This window comes from Archangium lansingense, assembly GCF_026626635.1.
In the GTDB taxonomy this organism is placed as follows: domain Bacteria; phylum Myxococcota; class Myxococcia; order Myxococcales; family Myxococcaceae; genus Archangium; species Archangium lansingense.
In genome coordinates this window covers 4,740,913-4,763,195 of record NZ_JAPNKA010000001.1, presented here as the reverse complement: position 1 = coordinate 4,763,195, position 22,283 = coordinate 4,740,913, and the positions used below count along the sequence as shown (strand labels likewise).

Genomic DNA, 22,283 nt, shown 5'->3' with positions numbered 1-22,283 from the left:
TGCGGATGAGCCGGCTGGAAACGTGGATGCGGGTCAACCCCGTGCGCGAGGCAGTGCAGCGCTGGTACGCGGGCCCGCTGTTGCGGCGACTCGGCGGCACGGTGGAGGGCAGCCGGGTGCTGGAGATCGGCTGCGGCCATGGCGTGGGCGTGGACATCATCCTCGGGCAGTTCGGCGCGGCGAGCGTGGATGCGTTCGACCTGGACCCGGACATGGTGGCCCGGGCGCAGCAGCGGCTGGCGCGGCACGGAGAGCGGGTGCGCGTCTGGGAGGGCCGCGTCACGGAGATTCCCGAGCCGGACGGTGCCTACGAGGCCGTGTTCGTCTTTGGCGTGCTGCACCACCTGCCGGGCTGGAGGGCGGGGCTGACCGAGGTGCGGCGCGTGCTGAAGCCCGGCGGGCGCCTCTTCGCCGAGGAGTCCTACGCCCCCTTCATCACCCACCCCGTCTGGCGGCGGCTGCTGCACCACTCGCAGGAGGACCGCTTCGACCATGAGGCGCTGCTCAACGAGCTGCGGACCCAGCACTTCCGCCTGAGGGACCAGCGCCGCATGGGTGGCGGCCTGGGCTGGCTCGTGGCGGACAAGGCCTAATCCAGGGCCGCCCGAGCCATGGGTGGCCTGCCGTAGAGCTGGAAGAGCACCGGCACCACCAGCATGTTGAGGAAGGTGGAGGAGAGCAGACCGCCCAGGATGACCACTCCCATGGGAGCCTGAATCTCATTGCCCGCCTCGCCCCCGGCGATGACGAGCGGCACCAGCGCGAGCCCCGCGCACAACGCCGTCATGAGGATGGGCGCCAGACGCTCCATCGAGCCCTGCACCACCGCTTCAGGGAGGCTCTTCCCCTCCTCCGTCATCAGGTGCTCGAAGTGGCTCACCATGAGGATGCCGTTGCGCGTGGCGATGCCGAACAGCGTGATGAACCCCACCAGCGAGGCCACGCTCACCACCCCGGAAGTGAGCGCCACCGCCACCACTCCGCCGATGAGCGCCAGCGGCAGGTTGATGAGCGTGAGGAGCGCGTTGCGCACCGAGGCAAAGGCCACCACCAGCAGCAGGAAGATGCCCACCACCACCCCCACGCTGAGCAGGGCGATGCTGCGGGCCGCTTCCTCGGCGCTCTCGAACTGGCCGCCATAGACAACGTAGTACCCCTCGGGAAACGGCACCTCGCGGGAGACGCGGGCCTTCAGGTCGTCTACGACGGCGGACAGGTCCCGCCCCGCCACGTTGGCCTGCACCACCATCTTGCGCTGCACTCCCTCGCGGCTGATGGTGTTGGGGCCAGACTCGCGCGTGAGGGTCGCCAGCATCTTCAGCGGGATGCGAGGCCCCGCGGGGGTGTCGATGAGCGTGGAGGCAATGGCATCCAGGTCTGCCCGAGAGGCGTCGTCCAGGCGCACCACCAGGTCCACCGCGCGCTGGCCTTCCAACACCGAGCTCACCGTCTGCCCGGCAAAGGCCCGCTCCACCGCCTCGGCCACTTCGCCCGTGGTGAGTCCATAGCGCGCCACGGCGTCCCGGTCGGTGCGAATCTCCAGCTCGGGGATGTCCACCTGCTGCTCGATGGAGACGTCCACCGCCCCCGGGGTGCCCTCGGCCACCTTCTTCACCCGTTCGGCCAGCTCGCGCAGCTTGTCCAGGTCATCCCCGAAGAGCTTCAGCGCGATGGCGGACCGGGAGCCCGAGAGCATGTGGTCGATGCGGTGGGAGAGCGGCTGGCCGATGGTGATGACGGCCCCCGGCACCTGGGCGAGCGACTTGCGCATCGCTTCCAGCAGCTCCTCCTTGCCGCGGTGGCTCTTGGAGAAGTCCAGGCTCACGTCGAGCTCCGCCGCGTTGACGTCCTGGGCGTGCTCGTCCAGCTCCGCGCGGCCCGTGCGTCGGGAGGTAGAGACCACCTCGGGGATGGCCAGCAGCGCCTGCTCCACCCGCCGGCCGAGCTTGTCCGACTCCTCCAGCGAAGTGCCCGGCAAGGTGACGACGTTGAGGGTGAGCGTGCCCTCGTTGAACTCGGGCAGGAAGGAGCGCCCGAGGAACGGGACGATGGCGAGCGTGGCCAGGAAGGCCAGGCCGGCTCCCGCCAGGATGGCCTTCGGCCGAGCCAACGCCCACGCGAGGAGCGGCTGGTAGCGCGCCTTCAGCCAGCGCAGCACCAGCCCTTCCTCGTGGCCCAACGAGCGAGCCCTGGGCAGCAGGTACGCGCACAGCGCGGGGGTGACTGTCACCGCTACAACCAGTGACGCGGTGATGGCCACGATGTACGCCAACCCCAGCGGCGCCAGCATCCGCCCCTCCAGCCCCGAGAGGAAGAAGAGCGGCACGAAGACGAGGACGATGATGAGGGTGGCGAAGACGATGGAGCTGCGCACCTCCACCGAGGCCCGGTAGATGACCTCGAAGGCGGACCGGCGCTGCCCCTCGGGCAGGTGCGCATTCTCCCGCAGGCGCCGGAAGACGTTCTCCACATCGATGATGGCGTCGTCCACCAGTGCCCCAATGGCAATGGTCAGCCCGCCGATGGTCATGGTGTTGAGCGTGACGCCAAAGGCCTTCAGCGCCAGCACCGCCACCACCAGCGACAACGGAATGGCCATGAGCGAGATGAACGTCGCCCGCAGGTTCATCAAAAACACGAGCAGGATGACGGCCACGAGGATGGCGCCGTCGCGGAGCGCCACGGACACGTTGTGCACCGCCACCGAGATGAAGTCCGACTGCCGGAAGATGTCGCGGTTGATGACCAGGCCCTGGGGAAGGGTACGCTGGATGTCGTCCAGCACCGCGTCCAGGCGCCGGGTGAGCTCCAGCGTGTTGGCGTCCGGCTGCTTCATCACCGCGAGGATGACGGCGGGCTCCGCGTTGGCACTCCCCTCGCCACGCTTGGGCTTGGGCCCCACCCTCACGTCCGCCACCTGCCCCACGGTGATGGGCTGGCCCGCGCGCACGGTAACGACTGTGTTGGCGACGTCCTGCACGCCCTGCGCCCGCCCCACGGCCCGCAACAAGTACTCCTGCCCGCCCTCCACGTAGAAGCCGCCAGAGGAGTTCTGGTTCGTCGTCCGCAGCGCATGCGCCACCTGCTCGAAGCTGACCTGGAGCGCCTGGAGCGACTCGGGCCGCAGCAGCACCTGGTACTGCTTCACCGACCCGCCAATGGGCACCACCTGGGAGACGCCCGCCACCGACAGCAGGCGCTTGCGCAGCACCCAGTCCGCCGCGCTCCTCGCCTCCATCATCTGCGCCTCACGCCCGGCCGCATCCCGCGCCAGCGCGTCCTTGTTCCAGGAAACAGACAGGAAGAGGATTTCCCCCATCACCGAGGAGATGGGTGCCAGGGTGGGGGGCGGCACGTCCGCTGGCAGCTGCGAGGCGACGAGTTGCAGCTTCTCGTTCACCACCTGCCGGGCGGTGTAGATGTCGGTGCCCCAGTCGAACTCCACCCAGACGATGGAGATGCCTACTGCGGACGCCGAGCGCACCCGACGCACGCCCGTGGAACCATTCACCGACGTCTCGATGGGGAAGGTGACGAGCGTCTCCACTTCCTCGGGCGCCAGGCCATGCGCCTCGGTGATGACCGTGACGGTGGGCGCGGTGAGGTCCGGGAAGACGTCCACTGGCATCTTCCGGGTGGTCTCCACCCCAAGGACGAGCAGCAGCACGGAGGCCGCTACCACCAGCAAGCGGTTGTCGATGGACCAGCGGATGAGACGATTCATCGTCGTAGGACTCCGGCTCAGTGCTGGTGGCCGTGCTCGGGGATGGCCCCTGTGGCGGTGGACAGCTTGATTTCGTAGGCGCCGCGGGAGACGACCCGCTCACCCTCCTTCACGCCCTCGAGCACCTGGACGTAGCCGCCGGAGCGGACGCCAGGCCGGATGGCGCGCTTGAAGAAGGACTCGCCCCCTTCCATGACGTAGACGGTGGGCCTGCCGTTGTCGTCCACCAGGGCCGACTCGGGGATGGCCACCCCGCGCACCGTCTGCCCGGTGTAGAGCGTGACCTTGGCGAACATGCCCGGCTTGAGGACACCGTCGGGGTTGGGCAGCTCGAAGATGACCGGCACCGTGCGCGTCGCCTTGTCCACCACCGCACCCACCGCGACCCGGCGCCCCGTCTTCTCGTCCACGGTGAACTCGTGCTCGAAGCCCGCCACGGAGAAGGAAGCCCCGGACGAGCGCTCCACCTTGGGCGCGTCCGCCTCGAACACGCGGGCCTCCAGCCACAGCCGCTCGGGGTTGATCACCGACACGAGGAGCCTTCCCGCCTCCACCACCGCCCCGGGGATGACCTCCGCGAAGGACACCACCCCGTCCACCGGAGAGCGCAGCTCGAAGGCCGCACCGCCAGGGCCCGCTGCCAACCCGCTCTGGGTACTGCGATAGAGCGCGAGCTGGCGCTCGGTGGCCGCTACCCGCGCCGCCGCCACCTCCTGCGCCACCCGGGCCGCATCGAGCTGCTTCTCGGGAATGGCCTTGCCCGCGAACATCTCCTCGGCGCGCTTCACCTCCCGCTCCGCCAGGCCCAGCTCCGCCCGGGCCCGCGCCGCCTCCATCTCCAAGGAGGCCAGGTCCGTACCGCTCGCCGAGCTGGTGGGCAGCAGCCGCACGAGCACCTCGCCCTTGCGGACGCGCTGCCCCAGGTGCACCACCTTGTCCCCCACGGAGATGCGCCCGGCCACCGGAGCGGACAGCTCCGCGAACTGGCCCGCCACGGGCTTCAGCTCACCATTGGCGCGCACTCCACCCTGGAGGACACGCGGCTCGGCAGGCGCCGTCGCGTATTGCGTCTTCCACTGCTGCTCCTTGAGGAAGCCCACGGTGGCCTCACCCACCGCCTCGGGAGGCGCGGCGGCCACGGCCCCGGCGACGGTGGGGTGCACCACCACCTTGCCCACGTCCACGGTGCCCGACACCTGCTCGCCCTCGAGCCGCAGGGTAAGCATGCCCTCCCCCGCCTTCGTGGGCCGCACCTCCGGCTTGAAGATGCCGTCGCGCAGGAGCTTCTCGGCGACGAAGCGCTCCTCCGAGCCATCCGCGTAGCGCAAGGTGGCCGTCACGCGCCCCTTGGTCACCACGTGGAAACCGTTGGGGTCACGCGCATCCGTGAAGTGAGCCACCAGGGGCGAGGGCTGGCCCACCACGAACGCTGGGTACTCCATGAAGAGCTCCAGGCCGTCCTGGTAGACGGTGACGGATTCATCCGGGCGCTCCGGCTCGGCGGCGGCGCCGTGCTCGTGGCCATGCTCATGTCCTTGTCCGGCGCCGTGCTCATGACCTTGTCCAGCGCCGTGCTCATGGTCGCGCTTGCAGGCGAGCATGCACGCCAGGGAGAGGACGAGAAGGAGGGAGCGGCTCATCGGGTGGCACTCCGAGATGTGGCGCCGTCATAGGCACCCGCGAGAAGAAGAAGGGCTGTCTCTGCCTCGACCAGGGACACCGCCAGCTCGACAGCGGTCAGCCGTGCCTCACGGGCGGCGCGCTCGGCATCGACCAGGACGAGGAGCTCGGCACTTCCACCCCGGTAGGCAGTCGCGGCGATCTGGCGCAGCTCCTGAGCACGCCCGAGCACCTCGGTCCGGTGCCGCGCCTGTCTCTCCCGCCAGCCGGACACAGCCTCGAGAACAACCGCGAGCCGGGTCCGTGCTTCGTGGACGAGTGCCGCACGGCGTGCCTCGGCGAGCCCCCGGCGCGCTTCCGCCCTGGCCGCCTCGCCCTGCCGCCGGTCGAAGAGAGGCAGCGGCAGTCCCACGCCAACCACGTACCCCACTCCGGCCCCCGGCAGTCCCACGTCGAGGAATTGCGCGCCCGCGCGGACGGTAGGCTCCGGAATCCAACCCCGGCCCGCCGCACGCCGGGAGGCCTCCGCGCCACTGGCTTCGAGCGCGAGGGCGCGCAGGTCGCCACGCCGTTCCCCGAGCTCCGCCAGCAGAGAGGCCCCGTCCGGCAGGGGCCGTTCCACCAGAAGCGAGCCCTCGAACGGGGGAAGCACCGCCACCCCAGGCCCGAGGAGCCGCAGCGCCTGGGCTTCAGCCTGGTGCTCGTCCAATACGGCGCCGCGCAGGGCATCCTGCACTGTCGCCGCCTCCAGCTCGATGCGCAGCCGGTCATAGCCCGCTGCCTCTCCGGCCCTCTCGCGGGTGGCGACGGCCTCGGTCAGGCGCCGCAACTCGGCGAGGGACTGCTCCAGAATGCTCCGGCGCTCCCGAGCCGCCAGCACCGCGGAGAAGGCCCGCGTCGCCTCATGTCGCAAACCGGCCCGGGCCCACTCGTGCCGCGCCTCGGCAGCCCTCGTGTTCCGGTCCGCTGCCTCGACCTCCAACCCCAGCCGTCCGGAGAGCACCAAGGGGATGGAGGCCACCAGCACATCCTGGCTCTCCCCATCCCGTGTTCCGGAGGTCGTCTTCTGGCGCTCCCACCCCAGCTCAGGGTTGGGCCACAAGCCGACGCCCACGGCTTCGGCACGGCCGAGCGCGGCTTCGAGCTCGGCGACGCGGGCCTCCAGGCTCCCGGTGAGAACCCGCTCCACGTATTGCGATTCGTCGAGCGCGGGCTGGGCCACGGCCGTGGCGGCCAGCAGCAGGAGGGCCATACTACCTGGGATAGTAGCTGAAGCCGGACTCCGAGGATGCGAGCGCATGCACATGGCCTGGGGCTCTCAAAAGAGGAGATGGAGGGCCGTCTCCACCGCATGGTGGAGGAAGGCGGTGTGAGCGAATGCGAACAACCCGGCCGCGAGGGCCACGGCTCCGGCGACTCGAAGGGCGTGCGCCGTGGAGGCTCGCGCCTCTTCATCGAGCAGGAGCCGGACACGGCGCTCCAGAGCGAGCGCCCCAAAGGCAGGTGCCTCCCCTGCTACGTGGGACACCCGCCGCTGGAGAGCCGCCACCTTGACGAGCGCGCCCGCCACCAGCCCGCCATCGCCCATCGCCGCTGCCGCTTCGGCATCGCACGCCTCCTCCGCGGCCGTCTGGTAGACGGCGGCGCAGGCCCGGGCGAAGAGCGGCGCGGCGAAGAGCCCCGCCACACCGAGGAGCAGCCCAAGCAACGGATCTCGACGGCGCAGGTGAGCCTCCTCGTGCGCCAGTGCCGAACGCAGCTCCGTCGGGGTGAGCGACTCCTCCAGACTGGCTGAAAGCAGGATGCGCCCGCGCACGAATCCGGCCGCATGGCAGAGCTGCGGAGCCCCGGGGACGGCGACGATGGGGAAGCGCCCCGGGCGCGGGGTGCCGAGCGACTCGAGGGCAGACAGCCGCTCCCGCATCCGCAGCACCCGAAGGACAACCCCACCGGCACGGAAGAGGAACACGGCGAGCGCGAAGGCCCCCACCGCCGCGAGCAGGGGCCTCACATGCGTCGAGTGGAGGAAGCAGAGGTGTACATGATGCCCATGCCCCAGGCAGTGGTCAGCCGCGAGACCCACTGCCGCGGCGAGCGGAGGCGCAACCGCGGCGGCCACCATCGCCATCGAGACCAGGGCGGGGAGCGTGCCGAGCACGAAGGCCAGATCCGCCCGGAGCGCCGGAACACGCCGCAACCCCCGGCCTCGGAGGGCCAGGAGCGCCGGCCATACCAGCAGCGAAACAGCCATCCCGATGAGGGCCGCCGTCGCCGCACACTCCAGGAGGAAGGCCAAGGCAGCCATTACCTACGCCCCTTGCGCCGCTGTGCGATGATTTGCGCCAACCGGTCGAGTAGCCCCTCATCGACCTCGGCCGTTGCATCGACAAAGGCCGAGAGCGCGACCTCGCCGTGGGCATGGAGGATCTCCGCCGCCAGGCCGTCCGCGAGCGCCTTCTCGAATTCGGCCTTGCCGAGCGCGGGCGCGTACCGCCAGGCCAGACCGTCCTTCTCACGGACGAGCAGCCCCTTACGGTGGAGCCGGTCCATGGTCGTCATGATGGTCGTATAGGCCCGTTCCTCGGCCCCCGTCATCCGGTCGCACACCTCGCGAGCGGTGACCGGGGCACGGGCCCAGACGACCTCCATCACGGCTGCTTCCAGGTGGCCCAGCGGTTCCCAGGTGCGCTTCTTCACGATGCCTTCATCTAAGCCCTGGCCTGCTACTACCATCAATAGTACCGGGGCCACATCGCTCTCACGCCCAAGGAGGGTCCGCACGATGTCCATATCCCCGGAGGTGAAGGGGGCCTTGATGGGTCTCGGGGCGGCGGCCCTTTTCGGCCTGAGCGCGCCGCTGTTCAAGCTGCTCCTGCCCACGAGCGGCCCCCTCCCGGTCATGCCATCTGGAGCAAGAGGCCCGCCACCGCCGCCCCGACGATGACCAGAGGCACGAGGAACTTCGAGTGCCACCGGAAGAGCACCCCAAGGGCCACGGCGAAGAGGGCCACGGTGGCGAGGCTGGTGAGGCCGGCACGCAGCAGCCCCAGCGTGGTCGCGGCGATGAGCCCCACCACCCCCGCTGTCACCCCGTCGAGGAAGGACCGGAAGCGGGGGTGATGCAGCACCCGCTCGAAGAAGTCATGACCGAGGAGCGTGAAGGCGAAGGCTGGTGAGAAGATGCCCACCGTCATCACCACCGCCCCGAGCAGTCCGCCGCCAAGGTAGCCCACGAAGGTGGAGAAGATGATGAGCGGCGCGGGGATGAGCCCGGAGAGCGCGAGCCCATCGAGGAATTGCGCGTTGGTCATCCACGCCCCCGCCACCACCGCGTCGCGCTGGAGGAAGGGGATGACGGTATACGCGCCTCCGAAGGTCAGCATCCCGCTGCGCAGGCCCGACCACAGCAGCTCCAGTTGCGAGGGCTGCCCCCGGACAACGCCTTGTCCCACGTCCGCTCCGCCAGCGCCCATGGGCGCGAAACCGTGGAGCACGAGGAACACGGCCACCGCCACTCCGCAGGCCCCAGCGAGCACCAGGGCCGGCAGCCGGAGCCCCCTCCTCGCTAGCATGACGATGAGGCCCGCGGCCACGAGCGAGAAAGCGAAGTGCACCCCCGCCCCCTGCGCGAGCGCGGCGAGCACGGCCACGCCCCACAGCCAGCGGTCCGTGAGGGCATGCTGCCCGATGCGTGCCACCGCCCGGACGATGAGCGCCGCCACGGCGGCCTGCACGGCACCGAACACGGTCCCCACCCATGCTGATTCCAGCCCGTAGCGAAGGTAGAGCCACGTGAGGCCGAGCATCAGCACGAAGCCCGGCAGCATGAAACCCAGCCCCGCGAGCAGTCCGCCCACCCGGCCGCGCGAGCGCATCCCAAAGTAGACGCACAGCTCATGCGCCTCGGGGCCCGGCAACACCTGGTACACCGCCAGCACCCGGTTGAAGTGCTCGCGGGTGACCCACTTCTCCTTCTCCACCAGGTCGTGGCGGATCATCGCGATCTGCGCCACCGGCCCGCCCCAGGCGAGCAGCCCGAAGTGCAGGAAGCGCAGGAAGAGCCGACCCAACGGTTCCCCAGGGACGGCCACCGCAGCACCGCCCACCACACGCTCCGCTGCTCCTGGCACGCTACCGTCCCCGGTCTCCATGATGCCCCCCTCAGGCCTTCAACGCTGCATGGACCTTCTGCGCGCGCTCGAAGCGGCGGTTGACCTCATCCCACTGGAGGTTCTGGAAGAAGGCGTCGATGTATTTCGCCGCCGCGGCCCCGTAGTCGATGGCATAGGCGTGCTCGTACATGTCCATCACGAGGAGTGGCATCCCGAACGCGACGGCCTGGGTGTGGTTGCCGGACCAGTAGGTCCTCAGCTCGCCGGTGTGGAGGTTGAAGTCGAGGATGGCCCAGCCGCTGCCTCCGGCGAGGCTCGTGCCCGTCGCCCGGAAGAGCTCCTCCCAACGGCCGAAGCTCCCATGCTCCCGCGCGAGGGCCTTCTCGATGGCCCCGCTGGCCTTCCCGTCGCCGCCCAGGTTCCCGAAGTAATACTCGTGGAGAATCATCGAGTTGGTGAAGGTGAGCTCCCGCTCCTTCAATCCGCCCACGAGAAAGCCCGGCGTGTCCTTGCCCACCCGGGCGAGCTCCTCCTCCACCTTGTTGAGGTTCTTCACCGCGCCACCGTAGTTGTTCTCGTGGTGCGAGCGCAGCAGCCGCTCCGACAGGCCCTTGAGCTTCGCGGGATTGAAGGGGAGCGGTGCAATGGAGTGGCCTCCTGGCTTCGGTGGCTCGACCGGGGTAGCAGGACCCGGCCCTCCGGCTGCGCTCGTGACCGCGGGCACCAGGACGGCGAGGGTGGTGAGTGCTTCGCGTCGATTCATGACGGTCCTCGGAAACGCACGTGGAGAGGTCGTCGAAAATAGCCAAGACCCGCGCGAGCCGTGCCTCGTCGTCCGGGTGACCCAAGACGATGTCAACCATGAGGCAATGTGCTTCTTCTGTTCGTCCTTCAGGACGCACCATAGACGGGAACCTCGCACGCCTGCTCGGCCGGACCTACGGAGCGGGTAGCCCAGACACTCCGTGCCGAGGCTCTGGATATTTGCCGTCCGGTCTCTGGGAGACATACGGTGCACCCCCTTCGAAGGAGACGAAATTGCTCAAGAAGATTTCCCTCGCGCTCGCCGTCGCCCTCATTGGCTTGGGCGCCGTGGTGGCGTCCCGGCCCTCCACCTTCCGCGTCGAGCGGTCCATCACCATCGCCGCCCCCGTCGATCTCCCCTTCGGGGCCGTGAACGACTTTCACAAGTGGCAGTACTGGTCGCCCTGGGCGGGAAAGGACCCGAAGATGCAGACGACCTTCGACGGGGCCTACGCGGGGCCCGGCGCCATCTACACCTGGTCCGGCAATGATCAGGTCGGCAAGGGCAAGATGACCATCCTGGACTCCAAGCCCTACGAGTCCATTCAGATCCAGCTCGAGTTCCTCGTGCCCTGGCCGGCCACCAACACCACCCTCTTCACGTTCCAGCCCACGCCCGATGGCAGCGTCACGATGCGCTGGGCCATGGAGGGGCAGAACACCTTCCTGGGCAAGGCCATGTCCCTGGTCATGGATATGGACGCGATGATCGGCAAGGACTTCGAGCAGGGCCTGACCACCCTCAAGTCGCTGACCGAGACCGAGGCGAAGAACCGTCGTGAGCGGGAGGCACTGCTCAAGGCCAACGCTGAAGCCGAGGCCGCCAAGGCCGCGCAGGAGGCCCAGCCCGCGCCCACCGCGCCGGCCCAGGCGGGCACCACCACGCCGTAACGCCGCACCGGGGGCGAGCGGTCACGCCCGCCCTCGCGCCGTACACCTGAATGCCACCGGGCGTGCCTTCAGCGGCCGCCCAGGTTGGCGCAGGCCCGTTTGTCACCGCCATCGCACGCGCGCTGGATGAGCCTGGTGGCCTCGGCGTCGTTCTTCTCAGCACACGTGCCCGTCCGGTGGCAGATGCCCGCGCTGAAACAGCCCGAGGCGTCGCCGCCGTCACACGCGCGCATGTAGAGCGAATAGGCGCGCGCCGGGTCCGCAGTCACGCCCCGTCCCTGCCAGACGAAGGTGCCCAGCACGTTGCACACCCGGGCCACGCCCGCGTCACACACGCGCGTGTACATCTCGACCGCGCGCGGAGACTCGCCCTTGCGCTCGGCCTCGGTGGCCGCATCCAGACACCCCTTCACCGTGCCACCGGGGCACTTCTCGTCCTTGTTTGCCAGGGCCGCCGCCTCCTTCTCCTGCGCGGTCTGCCCGGCCCCACTCCCCTGCTTCTCAGAACACGCCGCCAGAGACAGCAGCGCGCACACCCAGAACCCCTTCATGTGAGCTCCTAGTAAAAATGAAAATCCCCGAAAAAAGTGACAAGAACCGTTAGCACCACTAATCGTCCGGCGCTTCCCCCAACCCCCGAGGAGCCCCCGTGAACCGATTAAAACCGTTGCTGCTGCCCGCCGTGGCGGCGCTGCTGCTGGCCGGACCGGCGCAAGCGCAGATCGCCGCCTCGCACGTGTACCACAACCACATGCCCAACTTTTGGGCGTACTACGACGTCAGCAAGTACGCGTCGACGCCGGTGGGCGGAGCCATCCGCTACACGTATGACGGCCAGGTCATCAACCTGAAGCAGAACCCGCCGTCGAACTACACCTATTACCTGCCGTCGGGCGCGCCGATGCCGCACGACGATCTGGTCACCTACTACTCGCACCACGCGAAGACGGGCGCCTACATGTACTGGCCCCCGAACGTCGCGGCGGACATGAACACCAACGCCTCCACCGGGCAGATCCACGTGACCATGTCTGGGTCGGTGGTGAACAACGTCCAGGACCTCAACACGCTGCAGAACGTCAGCGGGTACAACAACACGAACTGGGGCTCGCCCTGGCGCGACCGGTACAACACCCTGCGCACCCCGGCGGGCAACCGGACGCTGGATCTCATCCACTTCACCGGCCACCACAGCATGGGGCCGCTGGTGGGACAGGAGTACTTCCTCAAGGATCTCATCTACCAGAGCGCCACCCTCGCGCAGCCCTACTTCCTGGGGAGCAACTTCCAGGCCTCCAAGGGCTTCTTCCCCACGGAGCTGGGCTTCTCCGAGCGCCTCATCCCCACGCTCGCGAAGCTGGGAATCCAGTGGTCCGTCATCGGTGACAACCACTTCTCGCGCACGCTCAAGGACTATCCCTTCCTGAATGATCCGGGCTCGGACACGCTCGTGTCGCCGCCCAACCGCGCGGACCTGCAGAACACCAGCAACGTGGGCAGCTGGGTGAGCCTGCAGATGGCGCACGAGCAGCAGACCATCCGCAACAAGTACCCGTTCGCCTCCACGCCGCACTGGGTGCGCTACGTGGACCCGGCCACGGGCGCCGAGTCGCGCGTGGTGGGCATCCCTGTCAACCAGAACGGCTCCTGGCTCGAGGGCTGGGAGGGCGAGGCCACCGTCGACGTCGTCAACCTCCGGAGCTTCGAGGGGCTCGTCTCGCAGAAGCAGTTCTTCGTCATCGCGCATGACGGAGACAACTCGGGTGGACGCGCGGGCTCGGAGAGCACCTGGTACAACGGCCGCAGCGTCACCTGCACGGCGGGCGTGCAGTGCATGGGCATCAGCGAGTACCTCGTCAACAACACCCCCGCCTCCACCGACGTGGTGCACGTGCAGGACGGCTCGTGGGTGGACACGCGCGACTCCTCGTCCGACCCGCAGTGGCACCACTGGAAGCTGCCCTTTGGCATCTGGAAGGGCCAGTTCCCCGCGTTCAACTCTGCCACCGGCCTCAACCTCGCGCCCAAGACGAACCTCAGCGGCGTGCAGGAGGGCATGACGGTCTCCCTGGAGCACGGCTGGCACTACCTGGAGCGCAACTTCGCCCTGCTCCAGGCCGCGCTCAACTACGCGAAGACGGCCGAGCAGATCTGGCTCGACACCCACCCCAACCACTGGAAGCCCACCACGACCCAGGACAACCAGGTGACGCACGCGGGCAACCAGCTCAACCCGTGGATGATGTCCTTCCCGGTGAAGGGTGACGCGAGCAACGACTGGGCGGGCGGCGCCAACCCCGCGGAGCTGGCCTGGTACTTCCTGCTGCCGGCCATGGACTCGGGCTTCGGCTACTACGACGAGAACCAGGACGACAACGTCAAGCCCACGCTCTCCTTCAACCAGTCGCTCTACTTCTCCAAGCCCTACGTGCAGGATCGCCTCACCGAGGACCGCACGGGCCCGTCCGTCTGGTGGCCGCAGCGCTGGCCCTACAACCCGGGCAGCGCCAACACGGACAAGTCCGAGGGCTGGACACTCCACCACTTCAACAACACCTTCGCCCTCTACACCTACGCGTACGACCTGAGTGGCATCACCAGCATCAAGGCCCGCGTCCGCGTGCACACCAACAAGAGCATCGACCCGCTCGACAACACTCACAAGGTGTACGACCCCGCCGCGCGCAAGGCCGCGGGTGTGCCCAACATCGACACCACGCGCGTGGGAGCCTGGGTGGACTACCCGTTGACCCGGAGGGACCTGAAGCCTGTCATCAATGGCGTTGCATGGCAGCCCGCCTACCTGCCCGTCATGGCGAAGGTGCCCGCGCAGGAGATTGGCGACCTCTACTACGTCTATCTGGGCAACTACCGCGACCAGTTGCTCGACTACTACATCGAGGCCACTGACAGCCGGGGCAACATCACCCGGAGCGAGCTCCAGTCCGTCTACGTTGGCGCGGGCCGGTACAACCTGGTCGGCGGCAAGTACATCGAGGACATCAACGGCACGGTGCAGGGCACGCACCCGTTCCTGGTGGTGGACACCACGGCGCCCTCCACTCCCACGGGCCTGGCGGCCTCCACGAAGTCGGATCGCTCGGTGACGCTCGCCTGGAGCGCGGCCTCGGACAACGTGGCGGTGACAGGCTACGACGTGTTCCGCAATGGCACGCAGGTGGGCTCGAGCCCCAGCACCAGCTACACCGACAGCGGGCTCACCGCGAGCACCGCGTACAGCTACACCGTGAAGGCGAAGGACGCGGCGGGCAACCTCTCGGCGGCGAGCACGGCGCTCTCCGTCACCACGCTGGCACCGGACACCACCGCGCCCTCGGCGCCCACGGGGCTGACGGCCTCGGGCACGACGAGCTCCTCGGTGGCCCTGCTCTGGACGGCCTCCACCGACAACTACGGCGTGGCCGGGTATGACGTCTTCCGCAATGGCACCCAGGTGGCCTCCGTCACGGGCACCAGCTACACGGACACGGGCCTGTCGCCGAGCACCGCGTACAGCTACACCGTGAGGGCGAAGGACGCGGCGGGCAACGTCTCCGCGCAGAGCACGGCCATCTCCGCCACCACCGGCGCGGGCAACACCACCACCGTCTATTACAAGAAGGGCTTCACCACCCCGTACATCCACTTCCGTCCCGCGGGCGGCACGTGGACGGTGGCGCCGGGCTACGCCATGCCCGACTCCGAGGTGAGCGGCTACGCGAAGTACACCGTCAACCTGGGCTCGGCCACGCAGCTCGAGGCCGTCTTCAACAACGGCAGCGGCACCTGGGACAACAACAACGGCACCAACTACTTCTTCCCCACCGGCGTCTCCACCTTTAACGCGGGCACCATCACCGCGGGAGCCCCGGTGGTCGACACCACCGCGCCGAGCGTGCCCGGTGGACTCACCTCGCCCTCGAAGACTTCCTCGGCCGTGACCCTCTCGTGGACGGCGTCGACGGACAACGTCGGCGTGACGGGCTATCTCGTCTTCCGCAATGGCACGCAGGTGGGCGCTCCCACGGGCACCACCTATACGGACAGCGGGCTCGCGGCGAGCACCGCGTACAGCTACACCGTGAAAGCTCGGGACGCGGCGGGCAACACCTCGGCGGCCAGCACGGCGCTCTCCGTCACCACCAGCGCGGGCAACTCCGTCACCGTCTATTACAAGAAGGGCTTCACCACGCCCTACATCCACTACCGCCCCGCGGGTGGCACGTGGACGATCGCACCGGGCGCAGCCATGCCCAACGCGGAGGTAGCGGGTTACGCCAAGTACACTGTCGACCTGGGCTCGGCCACGCAGCTCGAGGCCGTCTTCAACAACGGCAGCGGCACCTGGGACAACAACGGCGGGCTCAACTACTTCATCCCCGCGGGCGTTCAGACGTTCAACGCCGGCACCATCACCGCGGGCGCCCCGTCCTCCGACACCACCGCGCCAAGCGTGCCCTCGGGACTCACGGCACCGTCCAAGACGTCCACCTCCGTTACGCTCTCGTGGACGGCCTCCACGGACACTGGTGGCATCGCCGGGTATGACGTGTACCGCAACGGCTCGCTGGTCGGCTCACCTACCTCGGCCAGCTACACCGACACCGGCCTGACGGTAGGCACCACGTACAGCTACACGGTGCGCGCCCGGGACACCGCGGGCAACGTCTCCGCCCAGAGCACGGCCCTGAGTGTCACCACGAGCACCACCGGCGCCACCGTCACCTTCAATGAGACGGCCAGCACCGTGGTCGGACAGAACATCTACGTCGTGGGCAGCATCGCCGCGCTCGGGAGTTGGAACACTGGCGCCGCCATTCAGCTCTCGCCGGCCAACTACCCGACGTGGAGCGTGACGCTGAGCCTGCCCGGCTCGACGGCCTTCGAATACAAGTACATCAAGAAGGACAGCAGCGGGAATGTCACCTGGGAGAGCGGCACCAACCGCACCTCCACGACGCCCGCGACCGGCTCCGTGACGCTCAACGACACCTGGAAGTAATCCGAAGCGGGAAGTGCCCCGGCGCGAGGTCCACGCGCCTCGCGCCGGGAGTCCCTGCGTTGCTCTACGTGCCGCTGGCCAGGGTGTGGCTGCCGCTCCAGGGCCGGTTGAGGGTGAGCCACAGCAGCCCGGTGCTGGCATCGAAGGAAGCGAAGTAATCCACGTCCGCACTCAGCAGCACGCCATCCAGGTAGAGGCGAGCCGGCACGCCCGCCGAGGTGTGGACGAGGAAGAGCGGATTCTGGATCTCCCCACCGGCGGCATTCAGGGTCGCGTTGAAGTGGCCGGTCATGTCCGCCAGGAGCTCGTAGGCCGCGTAGTTGCTGTTGTAGCCGGGCACCGGGTAGGTGAGGGAATCAGAGCGGGCGACGCCGAGGGGACCCTGCGTCACCACCTGGCCCTGGACCACCCCGAGCTGCGCCTTGAGCATGCGCTCCACCTGGGTCGCCTGGGCCAGGACGTCTCCGGCGCTCTGCTGACCCATGACCATGAAGAGGGAGTAGCTCTGGTAGGGATGGCCCGAGAGCGTCGATCCATAGCCATACGCATAGTAAGAAGGCTTGCCCACGGCGCCGTACATCAATCCCCAGGCGAGACGCTTGCTCCGGGTCGGACTGGTGTCGTTCATCTCGTACTGGCACATCTGGTAGGGCCAGTTCCAGTTGGGCGGCATCATCCAGGAGCCGAAATTGCCAGGGTTCGCGCGATTCTCGGAGGTCAGACCCCAGTTGTCGTTGAACCAGGTGCCTCCCGTGTTGTGCTGGACCCAATCGAGAGTCTGCACCATACCCATCTCGGCGTCTGCGCTGCGGGAATACGTCATGGTGTAGGGGACGGTGTTGGTCTGGCTGTAATCCCAGCGGCTCTGGGCCGTGAGCGGCTCGTCACGGGAGAAGAACCTGTGCTTGTCGCCCCACTTCACGCCGTCCACATACGAGTTGGTGCCATCACCATCCCAGGCGATGTCGCCATACGGTGTGCGGGAGTCGGCCTCTGTGGAGAGTCCGCTGGAACCCGCGACGCTGGTGTCGAAGGTGACGGCGTAGACGGGATGATCACGTCCCGTGGAGAAGAACCAGTGCACCGTGACTTTGACGGGGGTGCCGCCAATGGGCATGTTCCAGGAGAACTCGTGGATGGCATGGTGCCGGCCAACGAAGACCCGGCGGTAGGTGCCCGCGAGATTCCCGGAGTGGCTCACCCCATTGCCGCTGAAGTGACTCACCACATAGCCCCAGCCGTTCCAGAGGTAGCCGGTGCCGCTGCTGGCGCCGGTGCCCGTGGCGACGCGCTCCGACATGCCAGTGTAGAAGCGGAACTGGCGAAGCATGCCGCCGTAGCTCCCGCCTGGATCACGGGCGGTGTTGCGCGTAAGAGCCGCCGTCCGCTGCTGCTTGCCTGAATCCAGCCAACGATAGACATCCGAGTTGTAGTTACCTGGCAGCTCGTTGGCCCAACTGAGAGATGTCCAAGCCTCCGGGGATGACACTGTCACCGTGGTGGTCGCGGTGACGCTTCCCACCGCATTCGTGGCCGTCAACGTGTAGGTCGTCGTCGTGGTCGGGCTCACCGACACGTTCACCCCCGTCACCGTGCCCACGCCCGGCGAGATGCTCAGGCTCGTGGCTCCCGTGGTCGCCCAGCTCAGTGTCGCGTTCTGGCCTGCATTGATTGTCGAAGGCGTCGCCGTGAACGAGGAGATGGTCGGCGGCTGATTCACTGTCACCGTGGTGGTCGCGGTGACGCTTCCCACCGCATTCGTGGCCGTCAGCGTGTAGGTCGTCGTCGTGGCTGGACTTACCGTCACGCTCGTGCCCGTCACTGTCCCCACGCCCGGCGAGATGCTCAGGCTCGTGGCTCCCGTGGTCGCCCAGCTCAGCGTCGTGCTCTGGCCCGCGTTGATCATCGAAGGCGTCGCCGTGAACGAGGAGATGGTGGGCGGCTGATTCACCGTCACTGTCACCGTCGCCGTGACGCTCCCCGCCGCGTTCGTCGCCGTCAGCGTGTAGGTTGTCGTTACAGCCGGGCTCACAGACACACTCGTCCCCGTCACCGCCCCCACTCCCGGCGAAATACTCAGGCTCGTGGCCCCCGTAGTCGCCCAGCGCAGCGTTGTGCTCTGGCCTGCGTTGATTGTTGCGGGCGTCGCCGTAAACGAGGAGATGGTGGGCGGCTGATTCACCGTCACTGTCACCGTCGCCGTGAAGCTGCCCACCTCATTCGTGGCCGTCAGTGTGTAGGTCGTCGTTGCAGCCGGGCGCACAGACACACTCGTCCCCGTCACCGCCCCCACTCCCGGCGAAATACTCAGGCTCGTAGCCCTCGTGGCCGCCCAGCTCAGTGTCGTGCTCTGACCTGCATTGATTGTCGAAGACGCCGCCGTGAACGAGGAGATGGTGGGCGGCTGATTCACCGTCACCGTCACCATCGCTGTGACGCTTCCCACCTCGTTCGTCGCCGTCAGCGTGTAGGTCGTCGTTGCGGCCGGGCTCACAGACACACTCGTCCCCGTCACCGTCCCCACGCCTGGCGAAATGCGCAGGCTCGTAGCCCCCGTCGCGTCCCAGCTCAGCATCGTGCTCTGGCCCGCGTTGATTGTCGAAGACGACGCCGTGAACGAAGAGATAGTCGGCGGCTGATTCACCGTCACCGTCACCGTCGCTGTGACGCTTCCCACCTCATTCATGGCTGTCAGTGTGTAGATCGTCGTTACAGCCGGGCTCACCGTCGCGTTCGTCCCCGTCACTGTCCCCACGCCCGGCGAAATACTCAGGCTCGTAGCCCCCGTAGTCGCCCAGCTCAGCGTCGTGCTCTGACCCGCGTTGATTGTCGAAGACGATGCCGTGAACGAGGAGATGGTCGGCGGCTGATTCACTGTCACCGTCACCGTCGCCGTAACGCTTCCCACCTCATTCGTCGCCGTCAGCGTGTAGGTCGTCGTTACGGCCGGGCTCACAGACACGCTCGTCCCCGTCACCGTCCCCACTCCCGGCTCGATGCTCAGGCTCGTAGCACCCGTCGCTTCCCAGCTCAGCGTCGTGCTCTGGCCCGCGTTGATCGTCGCAGGCGTCGCCGTAAACGAGGAGATTGCTGGCGGCTGATTCACCGTCACCGTCGCGGTCGCCGTGACACTCCCCGCCTCATTCGTGGCCGTCAGCGTATACGTCGTCGTCGCGGACGGGCTCACCGGCATCCCCGCGCCTCCTGACACTGCACCCACGCCCTGATCGATGCTCAGACTCGCGCCCCCCGCCACCTCCCAGTTCAGCGTCGTGCTCTGGCCCGCGTTGATCGTCGAGGGCGTCGCCGCGAAATACGTGATCGCCGGAGGCTGCCGCACCGTCACCATCGCGGTCGCCGTGACACTCCCCGCCTCATTCGTGGCCGTCAGTGTATAGGTCGTCGTCGCGGACGGGCTCACGCTCACACTCGTTCCCGTCACCGCGCCCACGCCCGGCTCGATGCTCAGGCTCGTAGCGCCCGTCGCTTCCCAGCTCAGCGTCGTGCCCTCTCCTGGGTTGATCGTCGATGGCACCGCGGAGAAGAGAGTGATCATCGGCGGCGGAAGCACCGGCGACTCGGTCACCGTCACCGAGGACTCCGCGTACTTGTTTGTATTCGCCACACTCGTGGCCCGAACCGAATACGTCCCCGCCGTCCCCGGCGCCGTGTACACGCCATCGGGGGTGATCTCTCCGCCCGTCGCGGTCCAGCTCACCGATGCGTTGCTCGCGCCCGTCACCGTGGCCGTGAAGCGTTGCGTGCCTCCCGTGGTCAGCGCCACCGTTGCCGGTTCGAGGCTCACCGTCACTCCGGGGGGGTTCACGATCACCGGGGGATCACCCCCTCCGTCACAACCCAGTAAGAGCAGGGGAAGTGTCAGCACCAGGGAGCTCAGGATCCGGCACATCGTGGGCCTCCAACCAGAAGGGGATGCACGCGAGGGGGGGCGTGCGGGTGACACTTTCGTATGTCATCCCGCTCCCACGAAGCTCATCCGTTGGGGGTCGAAATAGACAACACCCCGGCACGAGCCCCGTAAGCCTCGCGCGGGGACACACCCCTATTCCCATACATAGTGAAGAACCCGTACGACTCGGATGCCCTTACGGCGTGGGCTCCAGCGCGATCGCCACGCCCTGGGGCTGCTCGATGACCTCGAAGCCGTTGGCCCGAGCGCGCCGCAGCGTGAGCTCGTAGAGAGCAACGGACGCCGGATCTTTCTCGGCCTTGTACCGGAGCAGCTCGAGCCGCTCCTTCCACCACTCCAGCGTATGGCCGGATCGCAGCGTGGGCCCCTCCGTCGCGCCCGGTGCCGGCAGCGACGCCGCCGCCGTCAGGACGGCCGCCACACCCGCCGTGTCACCACTCGTCGAGAGCCCGGCACTCCACTGCTTGACCACCTTCCCCTCCTTGTTCCGCTTCACCCACCACCCCGAGGGCCGACCCTGCTCGAACGCGCCCTCCTCCTCCACCAGCCCCGAGTCGAACCAGGTCGAGTGACGGCCGTGCGCCAACCCCTTCTGGTAGTGCTTGAGGAGCCGCTTGTTGCCCACGGAGTGATAGAGCGTGCTCGGGCCCTCGAGCACACCGTCCGCATACGCCTCGTCCAGCAAGCGCTGCCCACCGGCCTGATACAGCGTCCACGTTCCATGCGGCTTGCCCTCCGCATAAGACCGCTCCTCCAACAGCACGCCCTTCTCGCTCCACGAGCGGAAGGTCCCGTGCCGCTGCCCCGCGACGTACTCGCCATGCGCGAGCAGCCGCCCGTCCAGGCCTCGCACCCACTCCGGCCCCTGCCTGCTCCCGTCTGGCAGCACACATGCAAACACCCGCTGCCCTCCGGCGTCTCCAAGGTGGCGCAAGACGGTCCCCGACTCGCAGGCCCGCCCTTCGCTCCGGAAGAACCACACGCCCGCGATGGCTACACCGGTGGCCGCGAGCATCGCCGCCCAGCCGAGAGCCGGACGGCTGGAGCCTCCCACGTGCGCGGCCATTCCCTTCTTTCCCACCGGCTTCGCGACGAAGCGCACCAGCACGCCGAGGGCCCTCCCTACCCCGGACAACACCGCCGCGAAGGCCGCCACCGAGACAATCCGAGCCGCCAGCGCCACCATGAGCTGGGACTCTCCGGGCTCTCGGACCGCGGAGAGCTCGAGCGCCACCGCTCCGGCGTGGAGCAGCACTGCCACCAGGGCCCGCGTACCCAACCACAACCGGAGCCCCGCCTTCCGGGACTCGGCGGCCGCCCCCAGCATCTTCAGCACATACGGCCCGCCCACCAGGTGGAGCCCCGGCACGAGCACGAACGCCACCAGCTCCAGCCCCTCCAGGTCGCTCAGCGCACCGGCGCGCCGGGCCAGCCGGTACCCCACGCCCAGTCCCAGCGCGAGCAGCAACCAGGGTAAAAGCGCCAGTCCCCACGTGGTGGCAGGGAAGAAGTCCGACGGTGCCCCAATGGGCGCCAGCATCCGCACCGCCATCTGCAGCAGCGAGGGGAACCGCTCGGGCAGGGCCGCCTGGACGAGCAACACTCCGCCCGAGCCCGCCAGGGCCAGCAATCCAAGCGCGAGCATCCCCCGGGCTCGTGCGTCCGGTGAGCACTCCTCCACCGCGACCACGTCAGCGGGTGGAAGCGCCCGAGCCGCCGCAGCGGGCACGCCGGAGAGCGTCGTGGCCTTCTTCGCCGGAGGAGCCTCCGGAGTCACCGCGGCCGCCGAAGCCGCGACGGGGGGCGGCTCCGTCCAGTCCAGTGCCACCTCGCCCTCGGAGAGCGGCACAACCGCATCCCCCATGGGCGAGGACATCGTCTCCTTCCGCCGGGCCGCGAGGGCGGGAGATGCGTCCCAGTCCAGCTCCAGGCCAGGGTCCCCTGCCACGGGGGCCATCGGCTCCGGGGCGGCATTCTCCACGAAGGCAAACGGATCCGGCGCAGGGGCCTCCGGGAGGGCGAATGGATCCGGCGCGGCGTCCTCCAGGAACGCGAACGGATCCGCGGCGGCCTCGGGGACGCAATGCGTACAGACCGCATCACTCTCGGTGAGAGGACGATGACAGAGAGAACAGGAAGACGGAGACGCGGCGCTCATGGCATTGTGCGCCCGGGCGGAGTCCGCGCGCCCCGTGAGCC

Annotated in this window: 13 protein-coding genes; 3 read left to right on the top strand and 10 right to left on the bottom strand. The window is 68.3% G+C overall.

Annotated elements, in window-relative coordinates:
* The first annotated feature begins 5 nt into the window (after positions 1-5).
* Positions 6-593 (top strand): class I SAM-dependent methyltransferase, encoded by a 588-nt coding sequence (locus OV287_RS19500; protein WP_267535545.1) that lies wholly within the window; start codon positions 6-8, stop codon positions 591-593.
* On the opposite strand, the gene OV287_RS19495 is transcribed toward OV287_RS19500, so the two are convergent.
* From OV287_RS19495 to OV287_RS19465, 7 genes are all read right to left on the bottom strand, one after another.
* Complete coding sequence (locus OV287_RS19495; protein WP_267535544.1) at positions 590-3,724, bottom strand: efflux RND transporter permease subunit; 3,135 nt, start codon at positions 3,722-3,724, stop codon at positions 590-592. The genes OV287_RS19500 and OV287_RS19495 overlap by 4 nt on opposite strands.
* 17 nt (positions 3,725-3,741) lie before the next feature.
* Positions 3,742-5,364 carry an efflux RND transporter periplasmic adaptor subunit gene (locus OV287_RS19490; protein ID WP_267535543.1) on the bottom strand — a complete coding sequence of 541 codons (1,623 nt, stop codon included), beginning with the start codon at positions 5,362-5,364 and terminating at the stop codon, positions 3,742-3,744.
* On the bottom strand, positions 5,361-6,596 hold the full coding sequence (locus tag OV287_RS19485) for a TolC family protein (RefSeq protein WP_267535542.1): 1,236 nt from the start codon (positions 6,594-6,596) through the stop codon (positions 5,361-5,363). The genes OV287_RS19490 and OV287_RS19485 overlap by 4 nt, the downstream gene beginning before the upstream one ends.
* 66 nt (positions 6,597-6,662) lie before the next feature.
* Complete coding sequence (locus OV287_RS19480) at positions 6,663-7,649, bottom strand: M56 family metallopeptidase (protein ID WP_267535541.1); 987 nt, start codon at positions 7,647-7,649, stop codon at positions 6,663-6,665.
* Complete coding sequence (locus tag OV287_RS19475) at positions 7,649-8,041, bottom strand: BlaI/MecI/CopY family transcriptional regulator (protein ID WP_267535540.1); 393 nt, start codon at positions 8,039-8,041, stop codon at positions 7,649-7,651. Before OV287_RS19475 ends, OV287_RS19480 begins: the two co-directional genes overlap by 1 nt.
* Before the next feature lie 200 nt (positions 8,042-8,241).
* The gene (chrA, locus tag OV287_RS19470) at positions 8,242-9,495 is read right to left on the bottom strand and encodes a chromate efflux transporter (protein WP_267535539.1); all 1,254 of its coding nucleotides are present in this window, start codon (positions 9,493-9,495) and stop codon (positions 8,242-8,244) included.
* A gap of 10 nt (positions 9,496-9,505) precedes the next feature.
* Positions 9,506-10,219 (bottom strand): superoxide dismutase, encoded by a 714-nt coding sequence (locus OV287_RS19465; RefSeq protein WP_267535538.1) that lies wholly within the window; start codon positions 10,217-10,219, stop codon positions 9,506-9,508.
* A 275-nt stretch (positions 10,220-10,494) separates the two neighbouring features.
* Between OV287_RS19465 and OV287_RS19460 the strand changes: the two genes are divergently transcribed.
* Positions 10,495-11,151: an SRPBCC family protein gene (locus OV287_RS19460; RefSeq protein ID WP_267535537.1), complete on the top strand. Its 657-nt coding sequence runs from the start codon at positions 10,495-10,497 to the stop codon at positions 11,149-11,151.
* A 68-nt stretch (positions 11,152-11,219) separates the two neighbouring features.
* On the opposite strand, the gene OV287_RS19455 is transcribed toward OV287_RS19460, so the two are convergent.
* Positions 11,220-11,702, bottom strand: coding sequence for a tetratricopeptide repeat protein (locus OV287_RS19455; protein ID WP_267535536.1), 483 nt, complete (start codon positions 11,700-11,702; stop codon positions 11,220-11,222).
* Between the two features lie 98 nt (positions 11,703-11,800).
* On the opposite strand from OV287_RS19455, the gene OV287_RS19450 reads away from it, so the two are divergent.
* Positions 11,801-16,153: a carbohydrate binding domain-containing protein gene (locus OV287_RS19450; RefSeq protein WP_267535535.1), complete on the top strand. Its 4,353-nt coding sequence runs from the start codon at positions 11,801-11,803 to the stop codon at positions 16,151-16,153.
* 64 nt (positions 16,154-16,217) lie between these two features.
* Here OV287_RS19450 and OV287_RS19445 read toward each other — a convergent pair whose 3' ends face one another.
* Positions 16,218-19,958: a beta strand repeat-containing protein gene (locus tag OV287_RS19445; RefSeq protein WP_267535534.1), complete on the bottom strand. Its 3,741-nt coding sequence runs from the start codon at positions 19,956-19,958 to the stop codon at positions 16,218-16,220.
* Positions 19,959-20,259: 301 nt separating this feature from the next.
* Complete coding sequence (locus OV287_RS19440) at positions 20,260-22,242, bottom strand: toxin-antitoxin system YwqK family antitoxin (RefSeq protein ID WP_267535533.1); 1,983 nt, start codon at positions 22,240-22,242, stop codon at positions 20,260-20,262.
* Between the last annotated feature and the right edge of the window lie 41 nt (positions 22,243-22,283).

What these genes read in the sequence shown, in the direction of transcription:
- OV287_RS19500 (WP_267535545.1), top strand. Translation starts at nt 6, where the DNA reads ATGAGCCGGCTGGAAACGTGGATGCGGGTCAACCCCGTGCGCGAGGCA.
- OV287_RS19495 (WP_267535544.1), bottom strand. Translation starts at nt 3,724, where the DNA reads ATGAATCGTCTCATCCGCTGGTCCATCGACAACCGCTTGCTGGTGGTA.
- OV287_RS19490 (WP_267535543.1), bottom strand. Translation starts at nt 5,364, where the DNA reads ATGAGCCGCTCCCTCCTTCTCGTCCTCTCCCTGGCGTGCATGCTCGCC.
- OV287_RS19485 (WP_267535542.1), bottom strand. Translation starts at nt 6,596, where the DNA reads ATGGCCCTCCTGCTGCTGGCCGCCACGGCCGTGGCCCAGCCCGCGCTC.
- OV287_RS19480 (WP_267535541.1), bottom strand. Translation starts at nt 7,649, where the DNA reads ATGGCTGCCTTGGCCTTCCTCCTGGAGTGTGCGGCGACGGCGGCCCTC.
- chrA (WP_267535539.1), bottom strand. Translation starts at nt 9,495, where the DNA reads ATGGAGACCGGGGACGGTAGCGTGCCAGGAGCAGCGGAGCGTGTGGTG.
- OV287_RS19465 (WP_267535538.1), bottom strand. Translation starts at nt 10,219, where the DNA reads ATGAATCGACGCGAAGCACTCACCACCCTCGCCGTCCTGGTGCCCGCG.
- OV287_RS19455 (WP_267535536.1), bottom strand. Translation starts at nt 11,702, where the DNA reads ATGAAGGGGTTCTGGGTGTGCGCGCTGCTGTCTCTGGCGGCGTGTTCT.
- OV287_RS19440 (WP_267535533.1), bottom strand. Translation starts at nt 22,242, where the DNA reads ATGAGCGCCGCGTCTCCGTCTTCCTGTTCTCTCTGTCATCGTCCTCTC.